Annotated in this window: 20 protein-coding genes; 14 read left to right on the top strand and 6 right to left on the bottom strand. The window is 60.9% G+C overall.

Annotated features, from left to right (window positions below; all coding sequences use genetic code 11):
- Positions 1 to 24: 24 nt before the first annotated feature.
- The 4 genes from ACYCCG_RS00575 to ACYCCG_RS00560 form a co-directional block, all read right to left on the bottom strand.
- The gene (locus ACYCCG_RS00575) at positions 25 to 954 is read right to left on the bottom strand and encodes a LysR family transcriptional regulator (RefSeq protein ID WP_392462434.1); all 930 of its coding nucleotides are present in this window, start codon (positions 952 to 954) and stop codon (positions 25 to 27) included.
- 98 nt (positions 955 to 1,052) lie between these two features.
- Entirely contained in the window at positions 1,053 to 1,562 is a 510-nt protein-coding gene (locus ACYCCG_RS00570; protein WP_209966590.1) for a flavin reductase family protein, read from the bottom strand.
- A gap of 25 nt (positions 1,563 to 1,587) precedes the next feature.
- Positions 1,588 to 2,622 (bottom strand): methionine synthase, encoded by a 1,035-nt coding sequence (locus ACYCCG_RS00565; RefSeq protein WP_176684085.1) that lies wholly within the window; start codon positions 2,620 to 2,622, stop codon positions 1,588 to 1,590.
- Positions 2,623 to 2,649: 27 nt separating this feature from the next.
- The gene (locus ACYCCG_RS00560) at positions 2,650 to 3,633 is read right to left on the bottom strand and encodes a DUF1852 domain-containing protein (RefSeq protein WP_176684084.1); all 984 of its coding nucleotides are present in this window, start codon (positions 3,631 to 3,633) and stop codon (positions 2,650 to 2,652) included.
- A 210-nt stretch (positions 3,634 to 3,843) separates the two neighbouring features.
- Here ACYCCG_RS00560 and ACYCCG_RS00555 point away from each other — a divergent pair, with 210 nt between their 5' ends.
- Positions 3,844 to 4,344 (top strand): peroxiredoxin, encoded by a 501-nt coding sequence (locus tag ACYCCG_RS00555; RefSeq protein ID WP_209966588.1) that lies wholly within the window; start codon positions 3,844 to 3,846, stop codon positions 4,342 to 4,344.
- A gap of 86 nt (positions 4,345 to 4,430) precedes the next feature.
- Positions 4,431 to 5,369, top strand: a complete 939-nt coding sequence (locus ACYCCG_RS00550) for a LysR family transcriptional regulator (RefSeq protein ID WP_176684083.1) — start codon at positions 4,431 to 4,433, stop codon at positions 5,367 to 5,369.
- Here ACYCCG_RS00550 and ACYCCG_RS00545 read toward each other — a convergent pair.
- The gene (locus ACYCCG_RS00545) at positions 5,346 to 6,476 is read right to left on the bottom strand and encodes a porin (protein WP_209966585.1); all 1,131 of its coding nucleotides are present in this window, start codon (positions 6,474 to 6,476) and stop codon (positions 5,346 to 5,348) included. The two genes, ACYCCG_RS00550 and ACYCCG_RS00545, sit on opposite strands and share 24 nt — an antisense overlap.
- 373 nt (positions 6,477 to 6,849) lie before the next feature.
- Here ACYCCG_RS00545 and ACYCCG_RS00540 point away from each other — a divergent pair, with 373 nt between their 5' ends.
- The 12 genes from ACYCCG_RS00540 (at position 6,850) to ACYCCG_RS00485 (ending at position 17,229) form a co-directional block, all read left to right on the top strand.
- On the top strand, positions 6,850 to 8,151 hold the full coding sequence (locus ACYCCG_RS00540; RefSeq protein ID WP_176684081.1) for an MFS transporter: 1,302 nt from the start codon (positions 6,850 to 6,852) through the stop codon (positions 8,149 to 8,151).
- A gap of 1 nt (position 8,152) precedes the next feature.
- Complete coding sequence (locus ACYCCG_RS00535; protein WP_209966584.1) at positions 8,153 to 9,337, top strand: M20 aminoacylase family protein; 1,185 nt, start codon at positions 8,153 to 8,155, stop codon at positions 9,335 to 9,337.
- Positions 9,334 to 9,723 (top strand): hypothetical protein, encoded by a 390-nt coding sequence (locus ACYCCG_RS00530; RefSeq protein ID WP_245355074.1) that lies wholly within the window; start codon positions 9,334 to 9,336, stop codon positions 9,721 to 9,723. The genes ACYCCG_RS00535 and ACYCCG_RS00530 overlap by 4 nt, the downstream gene beginning before the upstream one ends.
- 66 nt (positions 9,724 to 9,789) lie before the next feature.
- The gene (locus ACYCCG_RS00525) at positions 9,790 to 10,032 is read left to right on the top strand and encodes a hypothetical protein (protein WP_209966582.1); all 243 of its coding nucleotides are present in this window, start codon (positions 9,790 to 9,792) and stop codon (positions 10,030 to 10,032) included.
- Positions 10,029 to 10,826: an exodeoxyribonuclease III gene (gene xth, locus ACYCCG_RS00520; RefSeq protein ID WP_209966579.1), complete on the top strand. Its 798-nt coding sequence runs from the start codon at positions 10,029 to 10,031 to the stop codon at positions 10,824 to 10,826. Before ACYCCG_RS00525 ends, xth begins: the two co-directional genes overlap by 4 nt.
- A gap of 117 nt (positions 10,827 to 10,943) precedes the next feature.
- Positions 10,944 to 11,624, top strand: a complete 681-nt coding sequence (locus ACYCCG_RS00515) for a thermostable hemolysin (RefSeq protein WP_459669168.1) — start codon at positions 10,944 to 10,946, stop codon at positions 11,622 to 11,624.
- Positions 11,614 to 13,083, top strand: coding sequence for an AMP-binding protein (locus ACYCCG_RS00510; RefSeq protein WP_209966575.1), 1,470 nt, complete (start codon positions 11,614 to 11,616; stop codon positions 13,081 to 13,083). The genes ACYCCG_RS00515 and ACYCCG_RS00510 overlap by 11 nt, the downstream gene beginning before the upstream one ends.
- An 8-nt stretch (positions 13,084 to 13,091) precedes the next feature.
- Positions 13,092 to 13,772, top strand: a complete 681-nt coding sequence (locus ACYCCG_RS00505; protein ID WP_103462401.1) for a TenA family transcriptional regulator — start codon at positions 13,092 to 13,094, stop codon at positions 13,770 to 13,772.
- A complete protein-coding gene (locus ACYCCG_RS00500; protein ID WP_339533785.1) occupies positions 13,759 to 14,565 on the top strand; it encodes an SDR family oxidoreductase in 807 nt (268 codons plus the stop codon). Before ACYCCG_RS00505 ends, ACYCCG_RS00500 begins: the two co-directional genes overlap by 14 nt.
- Positions 14,562 to 15,203 carry a hypothetical protein gene (locus ACYCCG_RS00495; RefSeq protein WP_339533783.1) on the top strand — a complete coding sequence of 214 codons (642 nt, stop codon included), beginning with the start codon at positions 14,562 to 14,564 and terminating at the stop codon, positions 15,201 to 15,203. Before ACYCCG_RS00500 ends, ACYCCG_RS00495 begins: the two co-directional genes overlap by 4 nt.
- Before the next feature lie 2 nt (positions 15,204 to 15,205).
- Entirely contained in the window at positions 15,206 to 15,868 is a 663-nt protein-coding gene (locus tag ACYCCG_RS00490) for a response regulator (RefSeq protein WP_010953629.1), read from the top strand.
- The gene (locus ACYCCG_RS00485) at positions 15,865 to 17,229 is read left to right on the top strand and encodes a sensor histidine kinase (protein ID WP_209966568.1); all 1,365 of its coding nucleotides are present in this window, start codon (positions 15,865 to 15,867) and stop codon (positions 17,227 to 17,229) included. The genes ACYCCG_RS00490 and ACYCCG_RS00485 overlap by 4 nt, the downstream gene beginning before the upstream one ends.
- A 12-nt stretch (positions 17,230 to 17,241) precedes the next feature.
- Here the strand turns inward: ACYCCG_RS00485 and arsH are convergent, their stop codons facing one another.
- Positions 17,242 to 17,943, bottom strand: a complete 702-nt coding sequence (gene arsH, locus ACYCCG_RS00480; protein WP_010953631.1) for an arsenical resistance protein ArsH — start codon at positions 17,941 to 17,943, stop codon at positions 17,242 to 17,244.
- Between the last annotated feature and the right edge of the window lie 2 nt (positions 17,944 to 17,945).

Here is a 17,945-nt window from a genome sequence, read left to right as displayed (position 1 = left end):
GGTTCGCAAACGCAGGCCCGGCTTTCAGAGAACCGGGCCTGACGCCACGCTGACACCTGCCAGTGTGGTGAACGAGATGTCCTTGGCCGTGAGCAGAAAATCACGCACGTACGGCACCTCCAGCATGTCACTGCGCAGTGCAGCATAGAGGTTTGCCTGCAGGCCGTGCTCGCCAAGGCGCTTGGCGGTTACATAGCCGCGCGAACTGTATTCGTGCACGGCCCAGTTGGGCAGGCAGCAGACGCCGCGCCCGGACGCAACCAGTTGCATCATCATCACGGTCAGTTCTGAAGTGCGTACCTGTGCGGGCTCGACGTCGGCGGGGTCGAGGAAGCGGGTGAAGATGTCCAGACGGGTGCGTTCGATCGGGTAGGTGATCAGTGTCTGGCTGGCGATATCGGCGGGCTGCAGGTACGGCTTGTGGCGCATGGCGTGGTGGTTGTCGATGGCCAGCAGTGCCTCATAGCTGAACAAGGGCACGTAGCTGATACCCGGCAGTGTCACTGGGTCGGAGGTCACCACCAGGTCCAGGTCGCCGCGCTCCAGGGCTGGCAGTGGTGCGAAGGAAAAACCGGAGGCGAGGTCCAGTTCCACCTCAGGCCAGGCGCCGCGGAACTCATCCACTGAAGGCATCAACCACTGGTAGCAACTGTGGCACTCGATGGCGATGTGCAGCCGTCCGGCGCAGCCCCCGGCCAGTTTGCCCAGGTCCCGTTCGGTACTGCGGATCTGAGGCAGCACCCGGTCGGCCAGCTGCAGCAGCTTCAGCCCGGCGCTGGTGAAGCGCACCGGCCTGGATTTGCGCACGAACAGTGGCATGCCGATGCGCTCTTCCATATCGCGGAACTGGTGCGATAGGGCAGATTGTGTCAGGTGCAGGCGCTCGGCGGCCTCGTGCAGGCTGTCGGTTTCACGCAGCGCGTGGAGGGTTCGCAGGTGGCGTAAATCGATCATGAGTAAAATGGCGGATCAACGCAGTAATGGCGGGTTTTCTTCACTGCTGCGTGATCCTGACAATTCCTTTGATGGGTTTTCCGTGAGTGGGGTGAGGCTCAAGCCGCGTGAGGCGCGGCGAGGTTGCAGTACTGCCCCTTGAAATACAGCAGCGGCTGCGTGGCAGCAGTTGCCAGCAGGTTCAATGCTTTGACTTCGCCAATCACGATCAGGTGGTCCCCGGCGGCATGTTCGGCGTGAATTTCGCAATCAAGCCAGTGCAGGCTGCCGGCAATGATCGGGTTGCCCAACGGCGATGCTTGCCATTCGACGCCCTGCCACTTGTTGGCGCCGCGCCGGGCAAACTGGTTGGAAATGCCGACCTGCTCACCTGACAGGATGTTGACCGTGAAGCGGCCAGCCTGGCGAATTTTCGGGTAGCTGGCCGAACTGGACATCACACTGAATGACACCAGCGGCGGGCTCATCGATACGCTGTAGAACGACTGGCAGGTGAAGCCGATCGGCTCACCTTCGTGGTGCGATGTAATCACCGTGATGCCGGATGCGTAGTGCCCGAGTGCCTGGCGAAAAGTCGACGGCTCGATCGCCGTACCGGAAAGCAACATGGTAGGTCCTGTGGCTGCATTCATTTCAGCGTGCGTTAGCAAGTTCCTGACGGACGATGGCTGCGCCTGCACTCAAGGCCTTGAGCTTGCCGCTGGCTACCTGGCGGGGCAGGGGCGCCATGCCGCAGTTGGTGCAAGGGTAGAGCTTGTCGGCATCGACGAATTGCAGTGCCTTGCGCAGGGTGGCGGCGACCTGTTCGGGTGTTTCAATGACATGGGTGGCCACATCGATGGCGCCGACCATGACTTTCTTGCCGCGAATCAGCTCGAGCAGGTCCATCGGAACATGCGAGTTATGGCATTCCAGCGAAATGATATCGATGCTGGACTGCTGCAGTTTGGGGAAGGCCTGTTCATATTGCCGCCATTCTGAACCGAGGGTCTTTTTCCAGTCGGTGTTGGCTTTGATGCCATAGCCATAGCAAATATGGACGGCCGTTTCGCACTTGAGGCCCTCGATAGCCCTTTCCAAGGTAGCTACGCCCCAGTCATTCACGTCGTCAAAGAAAACATTGAATGCCGGCTCGTCGAACTGAATGATGTCAACGCCCGCGGCTTCCAGCTCTTTGGCTTCCTGGTTGAGAATCTTGGCGAATTCCCAGGCCAGTTTCTCGCGGCTTTTGTAGTGGTTGTCATACAGTGTGTCGATCATGGTCATGGGGCCGGGCAGCGCCCACTTTATCGGCTGTGTGGTGTGCTGGCGGAGGAACTTGGCATCTTCGACAAACACCGGCTTTTGTCGAGCGACAGCACCCACCACCGTCGGTACGCTCGCATCGTAGCGATCACGGATTCTGACGGTTTTCCGTTGTTCGAAATCAACGCCGCTGAGGTGCTCGATAAACGTGGTGACAAAGTGCTGGCGGGTTTGTTCGCCGTCACTGACGATGTCGATACCGGCGTGTTGTTGTTCTTGCAAGGCCAGGCGCAAGGCATCCTGTTTGCCTTCGACCAGTTGCTCGTCTTGCAACTTCCACGGTGACCAGAGTGTTTCGGGTTGAGCCAGCCATGCGGGTTTAGGCAGGCTGCCGGCCGTGGAGGTGGGTAGCAATGTGTTCATGAACAGTGACCTTGTGTTTTGAATGGTTCAACGTGCGTATTGAGCGGACCAGTGCGCTAGCGTGGCCTGGTAGGGTTTGACAAATTGCTCCTCGGCAAATTTGCCCTGCTCGATCGCCAGGCGGCTGCGCTCTTCCCGGTCGTAGACAATGCGCGTGAGCGAGTAGTCCTGGTTGTTCAGGCTGGGCTGGTAGGCCTTGCCTGCTGGAGAATTGGCGTTGTAGATCTCGGGTCGGTAGATCTTCTGGAAGGTGTCCATGGTGCTGATGGTGCTGATCAGTTCAAGGTTGGTGTAGTCAGCCAGCAAGTCGCCGGCAAAATAAAATGCCAACGGGGCGACGCTGTTCGGTGGCATGAAATAGCGCACCTTCAAGCCCATTTTCTTGAAGTATTCATCCGTCAGCGAGTACTCATCCTGCAGGTACTCAACACCTAGCACAGGGTGTTGATTTTCGGTGCGCAGGTACGTCCTGCTGCTCGATACGCTCAGGCAGATAACCGGTGGTTTGCTGAAGTGCTCCTGGTAGGTGTGCGAGTTGACGAAACACTTGAACAGGTTGCCATGCAGCTCGCCGAAATGATCAGGTGTGCTGAAGGTCGACCGGTGCTTGTTATGCTCCAGTAACAGTACGCTGAAGTCGTAATCGCGCACGTACGAGGAGAAGTTGTTGCCTACCATGCCTTCGAGGCGAGTATTGTTCTTGCGGTCGACAATATAGGTTTTCAATATTTCGATCAGCGGCAGGGCATTGCCGTGCTGCGCATTTTCGAGATTCATTTCCACCGATATGATGTCCAGCTCTACGCGGTAGCGGTCATGTTCGGGGTTGTCCCAGTGCGCCAGCGCATTGAAACGGTTATTGATCATCATCAACGTGTTGCGCAGGTTTTGCTGGCGGTTTGTACCCCGTGCCAAATTGGCGAAGTTGGTCGTGATGCGGGTGTTTTCGGCAGGGCGATAATGTTCGTCGAACGCAATGCGCTTGACGGTGAATGTTGGCGCTTTATTCATGGTGACGGCTTCCAGGTGCCTGAGTGTGAGCAACGGCTGAGTCGTTCACACCGTAATCTTGATGTGTTTGATTGAGGCGTATCCTAGGCGGGGCGCTGCATGAATGATATTGAAGTTATTTCACAGGTTTTTTAGCTCTGCTCATGATGCGTTGCCTGGTCGACTGCGGCATCATGGCTGTCTTGCCTTCACCTCACCCAGGAGACAGCGATGATCAAAACCGGCGATCAATTGCCCGACGTTACCCTTTATCAATACAACAGCGACGCAGGCGCCTGCGCGATCGGCCCAATGGCCTTTTCCATTCGCGAGCGTTGCAAGCACAAGAAGGTGCTGATCTTCGCGTTGCCGGGCGCGTTCACGCCGACTTGTTCTGAACGTCACGTTCCCGGTTATGTCGCGGCGGCCCCTGCGTTGTTCGCGGCTGGCATTGACGAAATCCTGTGCGTTTCGGTGAACGATGCCTTTGTCATGAACGCCTGGGGCAACAGCTTGCAGGTCGGGGACGCGGTGAAGATGATCGGCGATGGCAATGGCGAATTCAGCGAGGCGCTGGGCCTGACCCAGGACCTTTCGGCACGCGGTTTGGGGCGGCGCTCGCAGCGGTATGCGATGTTGGTCGACGACCAGGTAGTCCAGTACATTGCGGTTGAAAGCCCCGGCAAGTTCGAGGTCAGCGATGCGGCCAGCCTGCTGGCTGTGTTGCGCTAGCCATACCTTTCAGGCCTTGCCGACAACGGTTGTCAGGGCTGCCAGAACACCTTTCGAACCGGCCGCTAACAACAAGGTACAGACGGTTGAAACTTCACCAACTCAGGGCGCTGGTCGCCATTCATAACGCAGGCAGCATCCTCGAAGCCTCAAAGCTCATGCACATTACTCAGCCCGCGCTGAGCCGTTCGATCAAGGAGCTGGAGCGGGAGGTGGGTTTTACCCTGTTGCAGCGGTCGCACAAAGGCATGGCCCTTACCGAGGAAGGCAAACGTGTCATCCGCCATGCCAACCTCGTGGTAGAGAGCATACGCCGCCTGCAGATCGAAGCGGCGAGCATTCAGGATGCGGCGCTGGGCGCCGTGTCGATCGGGGTTACGTCGTTGACGGCGATGCTCGATGGCGTCGATGAAAGCATTCTGGCCTTTCGGCGCAAGTACCCGCGGGTGAAGATCACCATCACCGACCTGCGCCCCAGTCAGATCCTGCAGCGCTTGCGCGATGGCAGCCTGGACTTCGCCATTACTTCGCAGCAACCGCTGAGTCGGCTGAGCCTGGACTGGGAGGCACTGGGCAGTATCAAGGGCACGGTGATTTGCCACGCCTCGAATCGGCAGAAGTTCAGCCAGTCACTGCGCACCTTGCAATACGCCCCCTGGATCAGCCTGGACGAGTTGTCCGATCAGGCCTCGCAGTTTCACCAATTGTTCGAAGCCAACGGCCTTCGGGTGCCACAGAACACCGTTGAATGCACTTCAGTGATGATGGCGCTGAAGCTGTTGAAGAACACGGAATCGTTGATGACCATCAGCGAACTGGCGGTGGACCAAGGGTTTACCTACGGTATCGATTGCGAGTTCGTAGCCATGGCGGTGCAGGAGTTGATTCCGGATTACCCCATCAACCTGGTCTGCATTGACCGCCACAGCCTCACGGCACCTGCCCAGGAGCTGTTCCACAGCTTGCGCGGGCAGGTGCTCAAGCAGACCCGCCCCGTGGGGTCAGAAGTGGTAGTACATGCCTAGCGAGACGTTGCTTGGGTTATCGCCCGCCTGATCCACCGGGGTGCCGGCGTAGGTGACCGACGAGGCGCGCTGGTTGGCGATCATGCCGAGGCGTCCATAGAGGGCCCAGCGGGGGGTGATGAAGTGGTCATAGCCGATCATCACACCCCACGCGTCCTTGTCGCGGGTGCTGACCTGGCGTTGCATCACCGCCAGGCGCAGCACGTCCAGCTCGCCCACCGGCGCCATCATGCCGAAGGTGTATAGCGTGGTGCTGGGTGTGCCGGCCTGCTCCACGTCCTGGCGTTGCCAGGTGAGGCTGGTGGCCAGCGGGCCGAAATCGTAGAACGCCGACAGGCTCTTGAAGTCGTTGGCGGTCTGACGTAAGACGCCCCCGTCGTCCCATGGGTCGCTGTAGTAGCGGTTGTAGGAGGCCAGCACCATCACCCGGCTGTTGCGGTATTGCAGCCGGGTGCCACCGCCACGCACAGTGCGCCCAGCGCTGGCGGCATCGTCGAAGCCGAAGCTTAGCGCGGTACCGAGGCTGAAGCCGCTGAAGGTGGGGCTGGTGTAGGCCAGGGTGTGCTTGGGGCGCAGGTCAAGGTAGAAGGCGCCCTTGCCGGCGGCAGGCAGGGCCAGGTAGGTGTAGGGCGAGCCATAGGTGGCCAGGAACGGGTCGGCATAGGTGGGGGTGGCCATGCCGTAGGTCTTGCCGAACTCGAGCTTGCCCAGGGTGCGCGAGCGCAGGGCGACCGTCGCCAGGCGCAGGGTACCGACGGTGTCCCAGGTGCCCTCCAGAGCCTCGCCATTGAGGTTGAAACCCTCCTCGACGTCAAGCTCCACGACGGTATCGGAGTCAAGCGCCTTGCGTGCGTACAGCCCGAGCTTGTTGGTCCAGGCGCCGCCACCGGCCAGCCTGAAACCCGAGTGGTGCTGGGAATCGTGATAGCTGGCGAATGCATCCACGGTGCCGTACACCTTGAGCGTGTCATCGAAGCCGTAATCAACCCCGTAGTAACCAAAACCCGGCGCAATCCGCGCGAGCGTCGGAAAACCCTCTGCCTGTGCCTGCGCAGCAAGGCAAACCCCTTGGATCATCAACAGCAACGACGTAGTGCGAGTGTTCATTCACGACTCCAGGCCAGCACGGTGATGTGGTGGCTTTAGCGTCGGTGAACAGAACGTTGCAGCGTGATTGCTTATTCGGTCAGGTCATGCCGTTTGGTTAATCAGGGGCTGGCGCGGCGTGTGGATTGGCGAGCGCATCCGTTTTAGAAGGGCTTCGTAACAGCGTCAACGCTGCGCTACGGATGCTGGCTTGTGGGCGTTTTTGGGGCCGCGCGCGGAGCGAGGGCGAACGGTGCGCCAGCTCAGGGCATTTTGGCCAACGATCGTTCCGGGTGATTAACCATTGGTTAGGCACATGCCGAAAGCGCAAGTGTATTGAGTGCCCGATTGGCTGATATTCGCTGCACGCCGCGATTTGCCAACGGAGATAACAATGATCAGACCGCTACCCACATCGCCGAGCCTGCAAAAAGGTGCGCATTCAGCCGCGCAGGTGTCGTCCTCCCGTAAAACCTTGGTCGCCTGCTCGCTGGGCAATGCGCTGGAAATGTACGACTTCACGATCTACAGCTTCTTCGCTGTACTGATCGGCAAGCATTTCTTTCCCTCCGACTCGGCCATGGCGTCGTTGTTGATGTCGCTGGCCACTTTTGGCGTCGGTTTTCTGATGCGCCCGGTCGGGGCGATGGTCATCGGTCGCTATGCGGACCGGCATGGACGCAAGGCCGCTTTGAGCCTGACCATCGGGCTGATGACCCTGGGCACCGCAATGATTGCCTTTGCGCCCACGTATTCACAGATCGGGATTTTCGCCACGTTGCTGCTGGTGACCGGTCGGCTGATCCAGGGCATGTCGGCAGGCGGGGAGGTCGGTACCGCGTCGGTGTTCCTGATGGAATCCAGTGCGGTCGGCAATCGCTGCCAGAGCGTCAGCTGGCAGGCTGCCAGCCAGGGCTATGCCGCCTTGGTGGGGGCCGGCTTTGGCCTGGCCCTCAGCCAGTTGCTCGACCCTTCCGCGCTGGAAAGCTGGGGATGGCGCATACCGTTCATCTTCGGCCTGCTGATCGGGCCGGTCGGTTGGTATATACGCACACGGTTGCCGGAAACCCATGAGGCCGCACCGGCGCAGAAGGCAGAGCAGGGGCTGGATGCCGAACTGCTCAAACGCATCGCCCAAGGCATCGGCCTGATGGCCAGCTCGACCATTGGCATGTACCTGTTCGTGTTCTACATGCCGACCTACCTGACCACGGCCTTGCATTACCCATCCGGCAGCGCGATGGCAATTGCCTGTATCAGTAGCGGCTGCATGGCAGTCATCTGCCCGTTGGCCGGTAAATTCGCCGACAAGTATCAGCTCAGAAAACGCCTGCTGGTGTGGACGGTCGCCGCGCCGGTGGTGTTGACCCTGCCCGTGTTCTATCTGCTTGGGCACGTGCAGCACATGGGCCTGGCCATGATGGGCGTGGCGATCCTGATCTTGCCGACCTGCATCGGTGCCGGTGCGTTCTTCGCGCTGATCATGGAGGGCTTCCCGAAGGCCAGGCGCTCCTTCGGCACCTCGGTCAGCTACAGCCTGGGTGTGACCCTGTTCGGTGGTTTTTCGCCGTTGGTGGCCACCTGGCTGATTGCAGCGCTGGGCACGCCGTTGGCGCCAGCCTACTTCCTGCTGGCCGGCGGCGTTGTCAGCCTGGCCTGCCTCAGATACTTCCCTGAAAACAAAGGATGCGAGTGACATGGGTATTTTGCAGAGCAATCAAACACCGGGCTCAGCCGCCGAGCTGGATGAGTTCGTCATGCTGCGCCGGCAGATCCACGCTGCGCCGGAAATTGGCGGCGACACCCCCGATACAGCGGCCCTGGTAGCCGACAAGCTGCAAGCTTTGGGCTATGAAGTGCATCGCAATGTGGGCGGGCATGGAGTGGTCGGCGTGCTGAAAGTGGGGGACAGTCCGCGCAGCATCGGTTTACGCGCAGACATGGACGCACTGCCCATGGGCGAAAAGAATGCGTTTGCGCATGCCAGCAAGATTCCCGGCCGCATGCATGCCTGTGGTCATGACGGGCATACCGCGATCCTGCTGGCAGCCGCTGCGCAACTGGCGGCTACACGCCAGTTCAACGGGACGTTGAACGTGATATTCCAGCCCGACGAGGAAGGCCTGGCGGGGGCCAAGGCGATGATCGACGACGGCCTGTTCGAGCGCTTTCCGTGCGACTCGGTGTATGCGCTGCATAACATGCCCGGCCTGCCGGTGGGCACGTGCGTGGTGCAGGCGGGGCCCACCATGGCGTCTTCCGAACGTGTCAGCATTCGGATTACCGGTAAAGGCGGGCATGGTGCGATGCCGGAACTGTCGGTAGACCCGGTGATGGCGTTGAACAGCCTGATCAGTGGCATCCAGACCATCAAGTCGCGCAACCTCAGCGTCGAGGACTACGCCGTGATCAGCATCGGCATGATCCAGGCCGGCACTGTCTACAACATCATCCCTGACGAGGCCTGCATGTTGCTGAGCGTGCGCACCGACACGGCCCAGACCCAGCAGAAGATCAACAGCCGCATTGACGCCCTGGCCAAGGGGCACGCAGAAAGCTATGGCGTGGAGATCGAGGTGCAATTCACCCAACTGGCGCCCGCCTTGTGCAACAGCGATCACGAAAGCGCGTTGCTGCGTGACAGCCTGAGGCCGCTGTTCGCCGACGGCGCGCTGCTGGACAAGATGCCGAAGAAGGTCATGGGCACCGAAGACTTTGCCTACATGTTGCAGGCGCGGCCTGGCTGTTACTTCATGCTGGGCAATGGCACGGGCGAGTTCCATGGTTGCTCGGTGCATAACCCCCACTACGATTTCAATGATGCCTTGGTGAAGATTGGCGCTGATTGCTGGGTGAAGTGGGTTCAGGACTATCTGCGTTGACCCTGCGTGATCTGCGCTGGAATGGTCTACGCTCTCAGCCGAAGCGCGTCATTACAGGCTTCATCCCGTTATCGTCGCTCTGGCGATTCACACTGACGGACCAGGGTCGGTCCAAAGAGGGTGCAGCAATGGCGACTATCGACACCGAGAACCTTGCAAAGGGGCTGCAGCAGGTTGAAGCCTGCTGGCAGGCGTATACCTCGTCACAGCGACTTGTCGAGGGCCTTGAGGGGAGCGACCTGAGCAGTGCCATTGAAGCTGCCAACCGCGATTTCACCAGGTTTCAGAACCAGTGCCAGCTTTTTTATGCCGAAGTGCGCAAGAGGGCAGCGGATGCGGACAAGCTGGAGAGCGACATGGCGCTGTATCCCCATTACTTTCAGTGACGCCCTGATTGAACGTCGCGCTGTGCCCAGGTTCTGACAAGCAAAGGGTACAGCGAGGACGCTTTCATGAGCATCGAACGCAACATTGCCGCGCTTGAAGCCTGGTACGCCCAGTACGACGACATCAGTTACCGGCGCGCGTCACCGGATGCCTACCACCATGAACTGCTTCGCACAGCCGAGGCCCTGCGCGACGACGGTGCCATCGATTGGGACGACTGGTTGGCGCTCAAGGCGCTGGCCGCTGAGGCGCACATCCGCGCGCTGGAAGATGCCGTGCAGGCCCATGTGAGCGACCCGGACGCATGAAAGCGCTGAAGATTGCCACCTTCAACATCAATGGCATCCGCAGCCGTTTGCCGGCGCTGCTGGCCTGGCTGGAGCGGGAGCAACCTGACATCGCCTGCCTGCAGGAGCTGAAGGCGGCCGATCAGCAGTTCCCTCGTGCGGAGCTGGAGGCGGCAGGCTATGGCAGCCTTCATCATGGGCAACCGTCATGGAACGGCGTGGCCATTCTGGTGCGGGGCAGCGATCCGCACGAGGTTCGCCGCGGTTTGCCCGGCATGGAAGAGGACAGCCAGAGCCGCTATCTGGAAGCCGCTGCACACGGGGTGTTGGTCGCTTGTCTCTACCTGCCGAACGGCAACCCGCAGCCCGGGCCCAAGTTCGATTACAAGCTGCACTGGTTCGAATGCCTGATCCAGCATGCGCGCAGCCTCTATGAAAGTGGCCACCCCACGCTGCTGGCAGGGGATTTCAATGTCGTGCCCACCGACATGGATATCTACAACCCGCGTTCCTGGCTGAAGGACGCACTGCTGCAGCCCGAGTCGCGAGCGTGTTACCAACGACTGCTAGACCAGGGCTGGCTCGATGCCATACGCCATCTGTACCCGGACGAGCGTGTCTACACCTTCTGGGACTATTTCCGTAACCACTGGGCCCGCAATGCCGGGCTGCGAATCGATCACCTGTTGCTCAACCACGAGCTTGCGCCTTATTTGAAACGGGCGGGTGTCGATGCATGGGTGCGCAACGAGGCCAAGGCCAGCGACCATGCGCCCGTCTGGATCGAGCTGGGTACGCGTCGTGCTCGATCATAGTGAATGCAGCACATGAACGAGCGCCGGGCTAAGGCGTTCCGACAGTAGCCGACTTCAGATTGCATTCAGATTCGGCCCCGATAATTCCCTTCGTCGCACCTAGGCGGGGGAAACTTCATGACTCAGTCTCATCAATGGCACAGTTTGCTTCCGTTACCCATCGGTAGCCATGTCGATCATCAGGCGCATCTTTCTCTCAACCTCAGCGGCGATCAAGGGCGCGGCGAGCTGGAGCACTTCATACACGAGCGCTTTGCCAGCGTGCACCAGGCGGATGTGCAGCATTACCTGCCGGAACTGCTTGCCTTGCAGGGTAGCCACGGTCGCCTGATCGCGGCGGCAGGCATGCGACCTGCCAGCGAAGGGCCGCTCTTCCTTGAGCGGTATCTGGACGAGCCTCTGGAATCTGCTGTTTCACGGGTAACCGGTGCCTCGGCGGATCGCAACTGCATGGTAGAAGTAGGCAACCTGGCCTCGCTCAGCGCCGGCAACGCTCGAATAATGATCATCGCCGTGACGTGGTTGCTGGCCATGCGCGGTTTGGAGTGGGTGGCATTCACGGGCGCCGCGACACTGTTCAACAGTTTCCGGCGACTGGGGCTGGTGCCCACTGTTCTGGCCTCAGCGGATCCTGCGCGCCTGCAGGGCCAAGTGGACCAATGGGGGACCTACTACGACCAGCGCCCCCAGGTATTTGCCGGCAACATAGGCTTTGGCTTCGATGCCCTGAAGCAGGCGGGCATGTTCGAGCGGCTTGGGTTTCCCATGTTAGCCCTGGAGACCGGCCATGCGGCATGAACTGACAGCCTTTCAGGCACTGTTGCGCCAACACGCCCTGGAACATCCTGACGCCGTGGCCGTCCAGGGAGATGCGCAGTGTTACACCTACCAGCAACTGCTCGACGAAGTCGAATCTCGCGCGGCCAGCCTGCGCAACCAACCTGCGGGAACCTTCGCCGTGGTGCTGGATAACGGGCCCGAAGCGCTATTCTGGGATCTGGCGGCGCTGTTCGCCGAACGCGCCAGTGTGACAGTGCCGCCGTTTTTCAGCGCAGCCCAGTTCCAGCACTGCTTGCAGCAAAGCGGAGTCACGGCGGTGGTGTGCGAGGCGCAGTGGGCTGATCAGCTCACTGCGCTTGGCTTTGACCGGCAGGCACCAGCTAATGTCTGGCTGCGTGACCGTGTTGTCGCCCCGGCGCTGCCTGAGGGCACTGCCAAGATCACTTACACCTCCGGTAGCACCGGTACGCCCAAAGGCGTGTGCCTGAGCGCTGAAACCATGCTGCGTGTGGCGCATGAGCTGGAGGCCGCCAGCCGCCCAGCCGAGCCGCAGCGATACCTGGCGGTACTGCCACTGGGCGTTTTGCTGGAAAACCTGGGCGTCTACGCCGCGCTCATGGCTGGCGCTTGTGTGCAGCTCTATCCACAGCAGCAGTTGGGGATGGGTGGGGCAAGCCAGGTCGACTTCAAGCGCCTGCTGGGCGCAATCGCCCTCAGTGGGGCGCAAAGCCTGATCCTTGTGCCGCAGTTGCTGATGGGGTTGGTGACAGCGATCGAGCGTGGGCTGATGCGGGTCGGCCCACTGCGTTTGGTGGCGGTAGGCGGTGCTCGGGTATCGCCAAGCCTGCTCGCGCGGGCCGAGGCGGTCGGTTTGCCGGTGTTCGAAGGTTACGGCTTGTCCGAGTGCGCCTCGGTAGTGGCGCTCAACCGCACAGGGGCTGTACGCCCGGGGAGCGTTGGCAAGCCGTTGCCGCATGTGCAGGTGCGCATCGCCGACGATGGCGAAGTCCTGGTGGCCGGCTCGATATTGCTGGGCTACCTGGGAGAGCCGCCTGTAACCGGGCAGTGGTGGGCAACAGGCGATGTAGGCCACCTCGATGAGGATGGCTACCTGTATCTGGATGGCCGCAAGAAGCACCAGTTCATTACCAGCTTCGGGCGCAACGTCAACCCGGAGTGGGTGGAAGCCGAGCTGAGCCAAAGTGGCGTGATCGCCCAGGCTTTCGTGCATGGCGAAGCCCTGCCAAACAACCTTGCCTTGCTCTGGCCACTGGATCCCGGCATCAGCGACGAGGCCATCGAACAGGCCGTACAGCAATGCAACGTGCGGTTGCCCGATTACGCCCGGGTGCATGCCTGGCGCCGTTTACCTGTGCCTCTGAGCACGCTTGACGAAACCCTGACTGCCAATGGCCGCCCGCGACGTGAGGCGATCTTGCAGCGTTACCACACCCTGTTATCCGACATCTCGTTGTGAGGCTCACAATGTCCTTTTTCGACACCCTGCAAGTACAAACCGCCCAAGAGCGTCAGGCGCTGTTCGCCGTACCGGTGATCCGCGAGGCCCTGGCCGGCCAGGTCAGCCTGGACAGCTACGTCGCGTTCCTGACTCAGGCTTATTACCATGTGCGCCATACCGTGCCGCTGATGATGGCCTGTGGCGCACGATTGCCGCTACGGCTGGAGTGGCTGCGCGGCGCGGTCTGCGAATACATCGAGGAGGAATACGGCCACGAGCAGTGGATCCTCAACGACATCAAAGCGTGCGGCGGTGACTGGGAGGCCGTGCGCGATGGCCAGCCGGTGCAATCCATCGAGCTGATGGTCGCCTACCTGTACGACCTGATCGCCCGCGGCAACCCGGTCGGGTTGTTCGGCATGGTCAACGTGCTCGAAGGCACCAGCATCGCCCTTGCCACCCAGGCGGCGGGCGTTATCCAGAACACATTGGCACTGCCTGACCAGGCGTTCAGCTACCTTAGCTCGCACGGTGCGCTCGATCAGGACCACATGGTGACTTACAAACAGTTGATGGACCGTCTCGACGATGCCGGTGACCAGCAGGCCGTCCTCCACGCGGCCAAGGTCGTCTACCGCTTGTATACCGAGATGTTCCAGGGCTTGCCGCGTGCCGGGCAGCAAGAGGTGCACCATGCGTTTGGCTGAGTCCGTGGTGATCCTCACCGGCGCCAGTGGGGGCATAGGCCTGGAACTGGCTGAACAGCTCTGCGCTGCCGGTGCCCAAGTGTTGGCGGTCAGCCGGCATATGGGCAAGCTGGCTGGCCTGATGAATCGGTACCCCGACCGGCTGCGCTGGCAGGAAGCCGACCTGCGCAGCCCGTCAGGGCGCGAACACGTCATCGAGCGGGCACGCGAGATGGGGGCTGTCAATGTGCTGATCAACGCGGCTGGCGTGAATCGCTTCGCTCTGCTCGACCAGCTGGATGAGCATGCGCTGGACGAGCTATTGGACATCAATCTGAAGGCGCCCTTGCAACTGACACGCGCCTGCCTGCCGTTGCTGCGCGCTCAGCCCAAGGCGTTGGTGGTCAATGTCGGGTCAACCTATGGCTCGATCGGCTACCCCGGCTACGCCACCTACTGCGCCAGCAAGTTTGCGCTGCGTGGTTTTTCGGAAGCGCTGCGCCGCGAGTTGGCCGATACCACGGTGAACGTGCTGTATGCCGCCCCCCGGGCGACCCGCACAACAATGAACAGCAGCGCTGCGACTGCGCTTAATCAAGCGCTGAAAGTTGGCATGGACGACCCTGCGGACGTCGCTCGTGCTGTGCTTCAGGCGGTGCAATCCGAGCGCACCGAGCTTTATCTGGGGTGGCCGGAAAAGCTCTTCGTGCGTATCAACGGCATGTTGCCGGGCATGGTCGATCGTGCACTGCGCAAGCAACTGCCTGTCATTCGCCGCTATATCGGCAGCCATTCCAAGGAGTCGAACAAATGAAGCGTCTGTTCATTGCCAGCTTGCTGGCATTCGCACCCTTCACCTGGGCTTTGGACCAGGCAGGCAGCCAGCGCCTGAGCGATTTGCAGAAGCGCTGGGCGCAGATTCAGTACCAAATGCCCAAGGACAAGCGTGCCGACGCCTTCGAAAAGCTGGCAGGCGATGCAGCAACATTTGTTCATCAGTATCCCGGCACACCTGAACCCTTGATTTGGGAGGGCATCATCAACAGCAGTTGGGCGGGGGCGACGGGTGGCCTCAGTGCACTGGGCAAGGTCAAGGCGGCGAAAGCCAGCCTGGAGCAGGCCATGAAGCTGGACCCCAACGCCCTGCAGGGTTCGGCCTACACCAGCCTGGGCACGCTGTATGACCAGGTGCCCGGCTGGCCTATCGGTTTCGGTGATGCCGAAATGGCCGACAAGATGCTGCGCAAAGCCTTGCAGATCAACCCCAACGGTATCGACAGCAACTATTTCTGGGCTGATCATCTGTATCGGCAGAAGCGCTACCCTGAAGCTACCGCAGCCCTGCAGAAAGCCTTGCAGGCCCCGCCCCGGCCGGGGCGTGAGTTGGCTGACCAGGGCCGGCGTGCCGATATCGATGCTTTACTCAAGGCCATCAAGGACAAACAGGACTGAACATGCGGCTGTTGCTGGTTGAGGATGACATCGCGCTGGGGGAAGGGATCTGCGACGGCTTGCGCCAGGAGGGCTACACCCTCGACTGGTTGCGCGACGGTGTCAGTGGCTTGCATGCGTTGCAGCACGAGACCTTCGACCTGGTGATCCTGGATCTTGGATTGCCCCGTATGGATGGCCTCGAGCTACTCAGGCGGTTACGCGCCGGCGGCGACAGTTTGCCGGTGCTGATCCTCACCGCACGGGATGCCCTCGATGATCGCATTGCCGGCCTGGATGCCGGCGCCGATGATTACCTGGTCAAGCCTTTCGACCTCAACGAGCTCAAGGCACGCTTGCGCGCCTTGCTGCGGCGCAGCGTCGGGCGCGCCAAGGTGCTGATCGAGCATGCCGGGGTCAGCCTGGACCCGACCACCCAGCAAGTGCAATACAACGGCGTCGAGGTTGTGCTCACCCCCAAAGAGTATGTGCTGTTGCATGAGCTGCTGGCACAGCCCGGCAAGGTATTCACGCGTGAGCGCCTGACTCAGCTGCTGTATGGCTGGGATGAAGAGCCGGAGAGCAACACGCTGGAGGTGAACATCTACCACCTGCGCAAGAAGCTGTTCAACGGCCTGATTCGCACGGTGCGCGGCATTGGCTATCTGGTCGAGGTCAAGGCATGACCTCGCTTCGCCAGCGCACGCTGTGGCGCGTGATGCTCTTGCTGCTGCTCGGTACCGGCTTGCTCGCGCTCTATAACTACCACGACAGCAGCCACGAAATTAACGAGGTGTATGACGCGCACCTGGCCCAGAACGCGCGTTTGCTGCAAGGCGTCATGAGCATGCCGGTACAAGAGGGCTCGCGTGATGCGCTTTATCAGGCCTTCAATGACGCCTTGGGCAAAGCAGGGCGCCATCAGGTGGGGCACCCTTACGAAAGCAAACTGGCGTTCCAGGTCTGGGGGGAAGGCATGGCGTTGCTGGTGCATACACCCAGTGCGCCGCCAATCGACCCACCACCCACTGCTCCAGGGTTCTACGACTTTTCCAGTGGCGGTGAACAATGGCGCGGCTTCGTTTTGCCGGTGCCGGAAAAACACTGGCTTATCTGGGTGGGTGAACGTGATGATGTGCGCTACGACCTGATCGACCGCATCGTTCGCCACACGCTGTTCCCGTTCCTGCTTGGCAGCCTGGCGTTGGCACTGCTGGTGTGGGCTGCGATCGGCTGGGGGCTGAGGCCACTGCAGAACATGGCCAATGTCATCCGCAGACGCCATGCCGATTCGCTGGAGCCGCTGCAACTGGTACCGCTTCCCACTGAACTGGAGCCCATGCAGGCCGCCATCAATCGCTTGCTGGCGCAGATCGACGATCTGCTGCGGCGTGAACATCGCTTCATTGCCGATGCTGCCCACGAAATGCGTACGCCTCTGGCCGTACTGCGGCTGCACGCGCAGAACGCGCTGGCCGCCAGCAATGATGCCGAGCGCCAGAAAGCCCTGGGCTTTCTTGTGGGCGGGGTCGATCGGTTGACACGGGTGGTCAACCAGTTGCTGACATTGGCCCGCGTCGAGCCAAGACTGGGGCAGCGAGCCAGCACCCGGGTCGACCTGGCCGAGGTCGTCACCGAAACCCTGGCTGAACTGACCCCATGGATACTGGACCGTGGCCTGGAACCCTCGCTGGACATCGACGAAGGGGACCACCACCTGCAGATCGACGCCGGCGCGCTGGGCATTGCGCTACAGAACCTGGTGTCCAACGCGGTAGAACATTCACCGCCTGGGGGGCGGATAGCCGTGTCACTGAAGCGCCTGGACAGCAGCGTCGAACTGGTCGTCGAGGATGAAGGGACGGGTATCGATGAGGAGAGCCTTTCTCGTGTATTCGAGCGCTTTTATAGCCGCAATAGCCAAAATGGTGCTGGCCTTGGGCTCTCCATCGTCGCGACGATCATCGACCGCATGGGTGGGCAGGTACGTCTTGAAAACAGAGCCGCTGGCGGGCTGGCCGCTAGCTTGTCGTTTCCACTGTCCTGAATCACCTTTGCTTCAGATTGATCGCTGATTGACCCGCTCAGATAGCTGCTCGGCGCTTTCCTTGCGCTCCGAATAGCGATCCACCAGGAATGCCTGGCGGTCGCGTAGCAGGACGGTGAACTTTACCAGCTCCTCCATGACATCAACCACGCGATCGTAGTAGGGCGATGGCTTCATCCGCCCAGCATCGTCGAACTCCAGATAAGCCTTGGGTACCGAAGACTGGTTCGGGATGGTGAACATCCGCATCCAGCGGCCCAGCACGCGCAACTGGTTGACCACGTTGAACGACTGCGAGCCGCCGCACACCTGCATCACGGCCAGGGTCTTGCCTTGGGTGGGGCGCAATGCCCCCAGCGCCAAGGGAATCCAGTCAATCTGTGCCTTGAACACTGCAGACATCGCCCCATGGCGCTCCGGCGAGCACCACACCTGGCCTTCTGACCATTGCACCAGTTCACGCAGCTCCTGCACCTTGGGATGCTCCACGGGTACATCGTCAGGCAGCGGCAGGCCCGACGGGTCGAAGGTGCGGGTTTCGGCACCGAAGTGCTCCAGCAGACGCGCGGCTTCTTCTACCAGCAAGCGACTGAAGGAGCGTTCTCGGGTAGACCCGTACAGCAGCAGGATGCGAGGTTTGTGTTCGCAGGTCGGGGTTGCCGAAGGCGGCAGGTCGAACAGCGTGAGGTCGAGGTTAGGCAGTTGCTCGGACATGT

It is taken from the genome of Pseudomonas sp. VEM90, from assembly GCF_054611535.1.
Note: the sequence above shows the minus strand (reverse complement) of the source record. Positions and strands in the feature narration are given on the sequence as shown.

Excerpts from the sequence above, each read along its gene's own strand:
- ACYCCG_RS00575 (WP_392462434.1), bottom strand. The coding sequence starts at position 954 with ATGATCGATTTACGCCACCTGCGAACCCTCCACGCGCTGCGTGAAACC.
- ACYCCG_RS00570 (WP_209966590.1), bottom strand. The coding sequence starts at position 1,562 with ATGTTGCTTTCCGGTACGGCGATCGAGCCGTCGACTTTTCGCCAGGCA.
- ACYCCG_RS00565 (WP_176684085.1), bottom strand. The coding sequence starts at position 2,622 with ATGAACACATTGCTACCCACCTCCACGGCCGGCAGCCTGCCTAAACCC.
- ACYCCG_RS00560 (WP_176684084.1), bottom strand. The coding sequence starts at position 3,633 with ATGAATAAAGCGCCAACATTCACCGTCAAGCGCATTGCGTTCGACGAA.
- ACYCCG_RS00555 (WP_209966588.1), top strand. The coding sequence starts at position 3,844 with ATGATCAAAACCGGCGATCAATTGCCCGACGTTACCCTTTATCAATAC.
- ACYCCG_RS00545 (WP_209966585.1), bottom strand. The coding sequence starts at position 6,476 with ATGAACACTCGCACTACGTCGTTGCTGTTGATGATCCAAGGGGTTTGC.
- ACYCCG_RS00540 (WP_176684081.1), top strand. The coding sequence starts at position 6,850 with ATGATCAGACCGCTACCCACATCGCCGAGCCTGCAAAAAGGTGCGCAT.
- ACYCCG_RS00535 (WP_209966584.1), top strand. The coding sequence starts at position 8,153 with ATGGGTATTTTGCAGAGCAATCAAACACCGGGCTCAGCCGCCGAGCTG.
- ACYCCG_RS00525 (WP_209966582.1), top strand. The coding sequence starts at position 9,790 with ATGAGCATCGAACGCAACATTGCCGCGCTTGAAGCCTGGTACGCCCAG.
- xth (WP_209966579.1), top strand. The coding sequence starts at position 10,029 with ATGAAAGCGCTGAAGATTGCCACCTTCAACATCAATGGCATCCGCAGC.
- ACYCCG_RS00515 (WP_459669168.1), top strand. The coding sequence starts at position 10,944 with ATGACTCAGTCTCATCAATGGCACAGTTTGCTTCCGTTACCCATCGGT.
- ACYCCG_RS00510 (WP_209966575.1), top strand. The coding sequence starts at position 11,614 with ATGCGGCATGAACTGACAGCCTTTCAGGCACTGTTGCGCCAACACGCC.
- ACYCCG_RS00505 (WP_103462401.1), top strand. The coding sequence starts at position 13,092 with ATGTCCTTTTTCGACACCCTGCAAGTACAAACCGCCCAAGAGCGTCAG.
- ACYCCG_RS00500 (WP_339533785.1), top strand. The coding sequence starts at position 13,759 with ATGCGTTTGGCTGAGTCCGTGGTGATCCTCACCGGCGCCAGTGGGGGC.
- ACYCCG_RS00495 (WP_339533783.1), top strand. The coding sequence starts at position 14,562 with ATGAAGCGTCTGTTCATTGCCAGCTTGCTGGCATTCGCACCCTTCACC.
- ACYCCG_RS00490 (WP_010953629.1), top strand. The coding sequence starts at position 15,206 with ATGCGGCTGTTGCTGGTTGAGGATGACATCGCGCTGGGGGAAGGGATC.
- ACYCCG_RS00485 (WP_209966568.1), top strand. The coding sequence starts at position 15,865 with ATGACCTCGCTTCGCCAGCGCACGCTGTGGCGCGTGATGCTCTTGCTG.
- arsH (WP_010953631.1), bottom strand. The coding sequence starts at position 17,943 with ATGTCCGAGCAACTGCCTAACCTCGACCTCACGCTGTTCGACCTGCCG.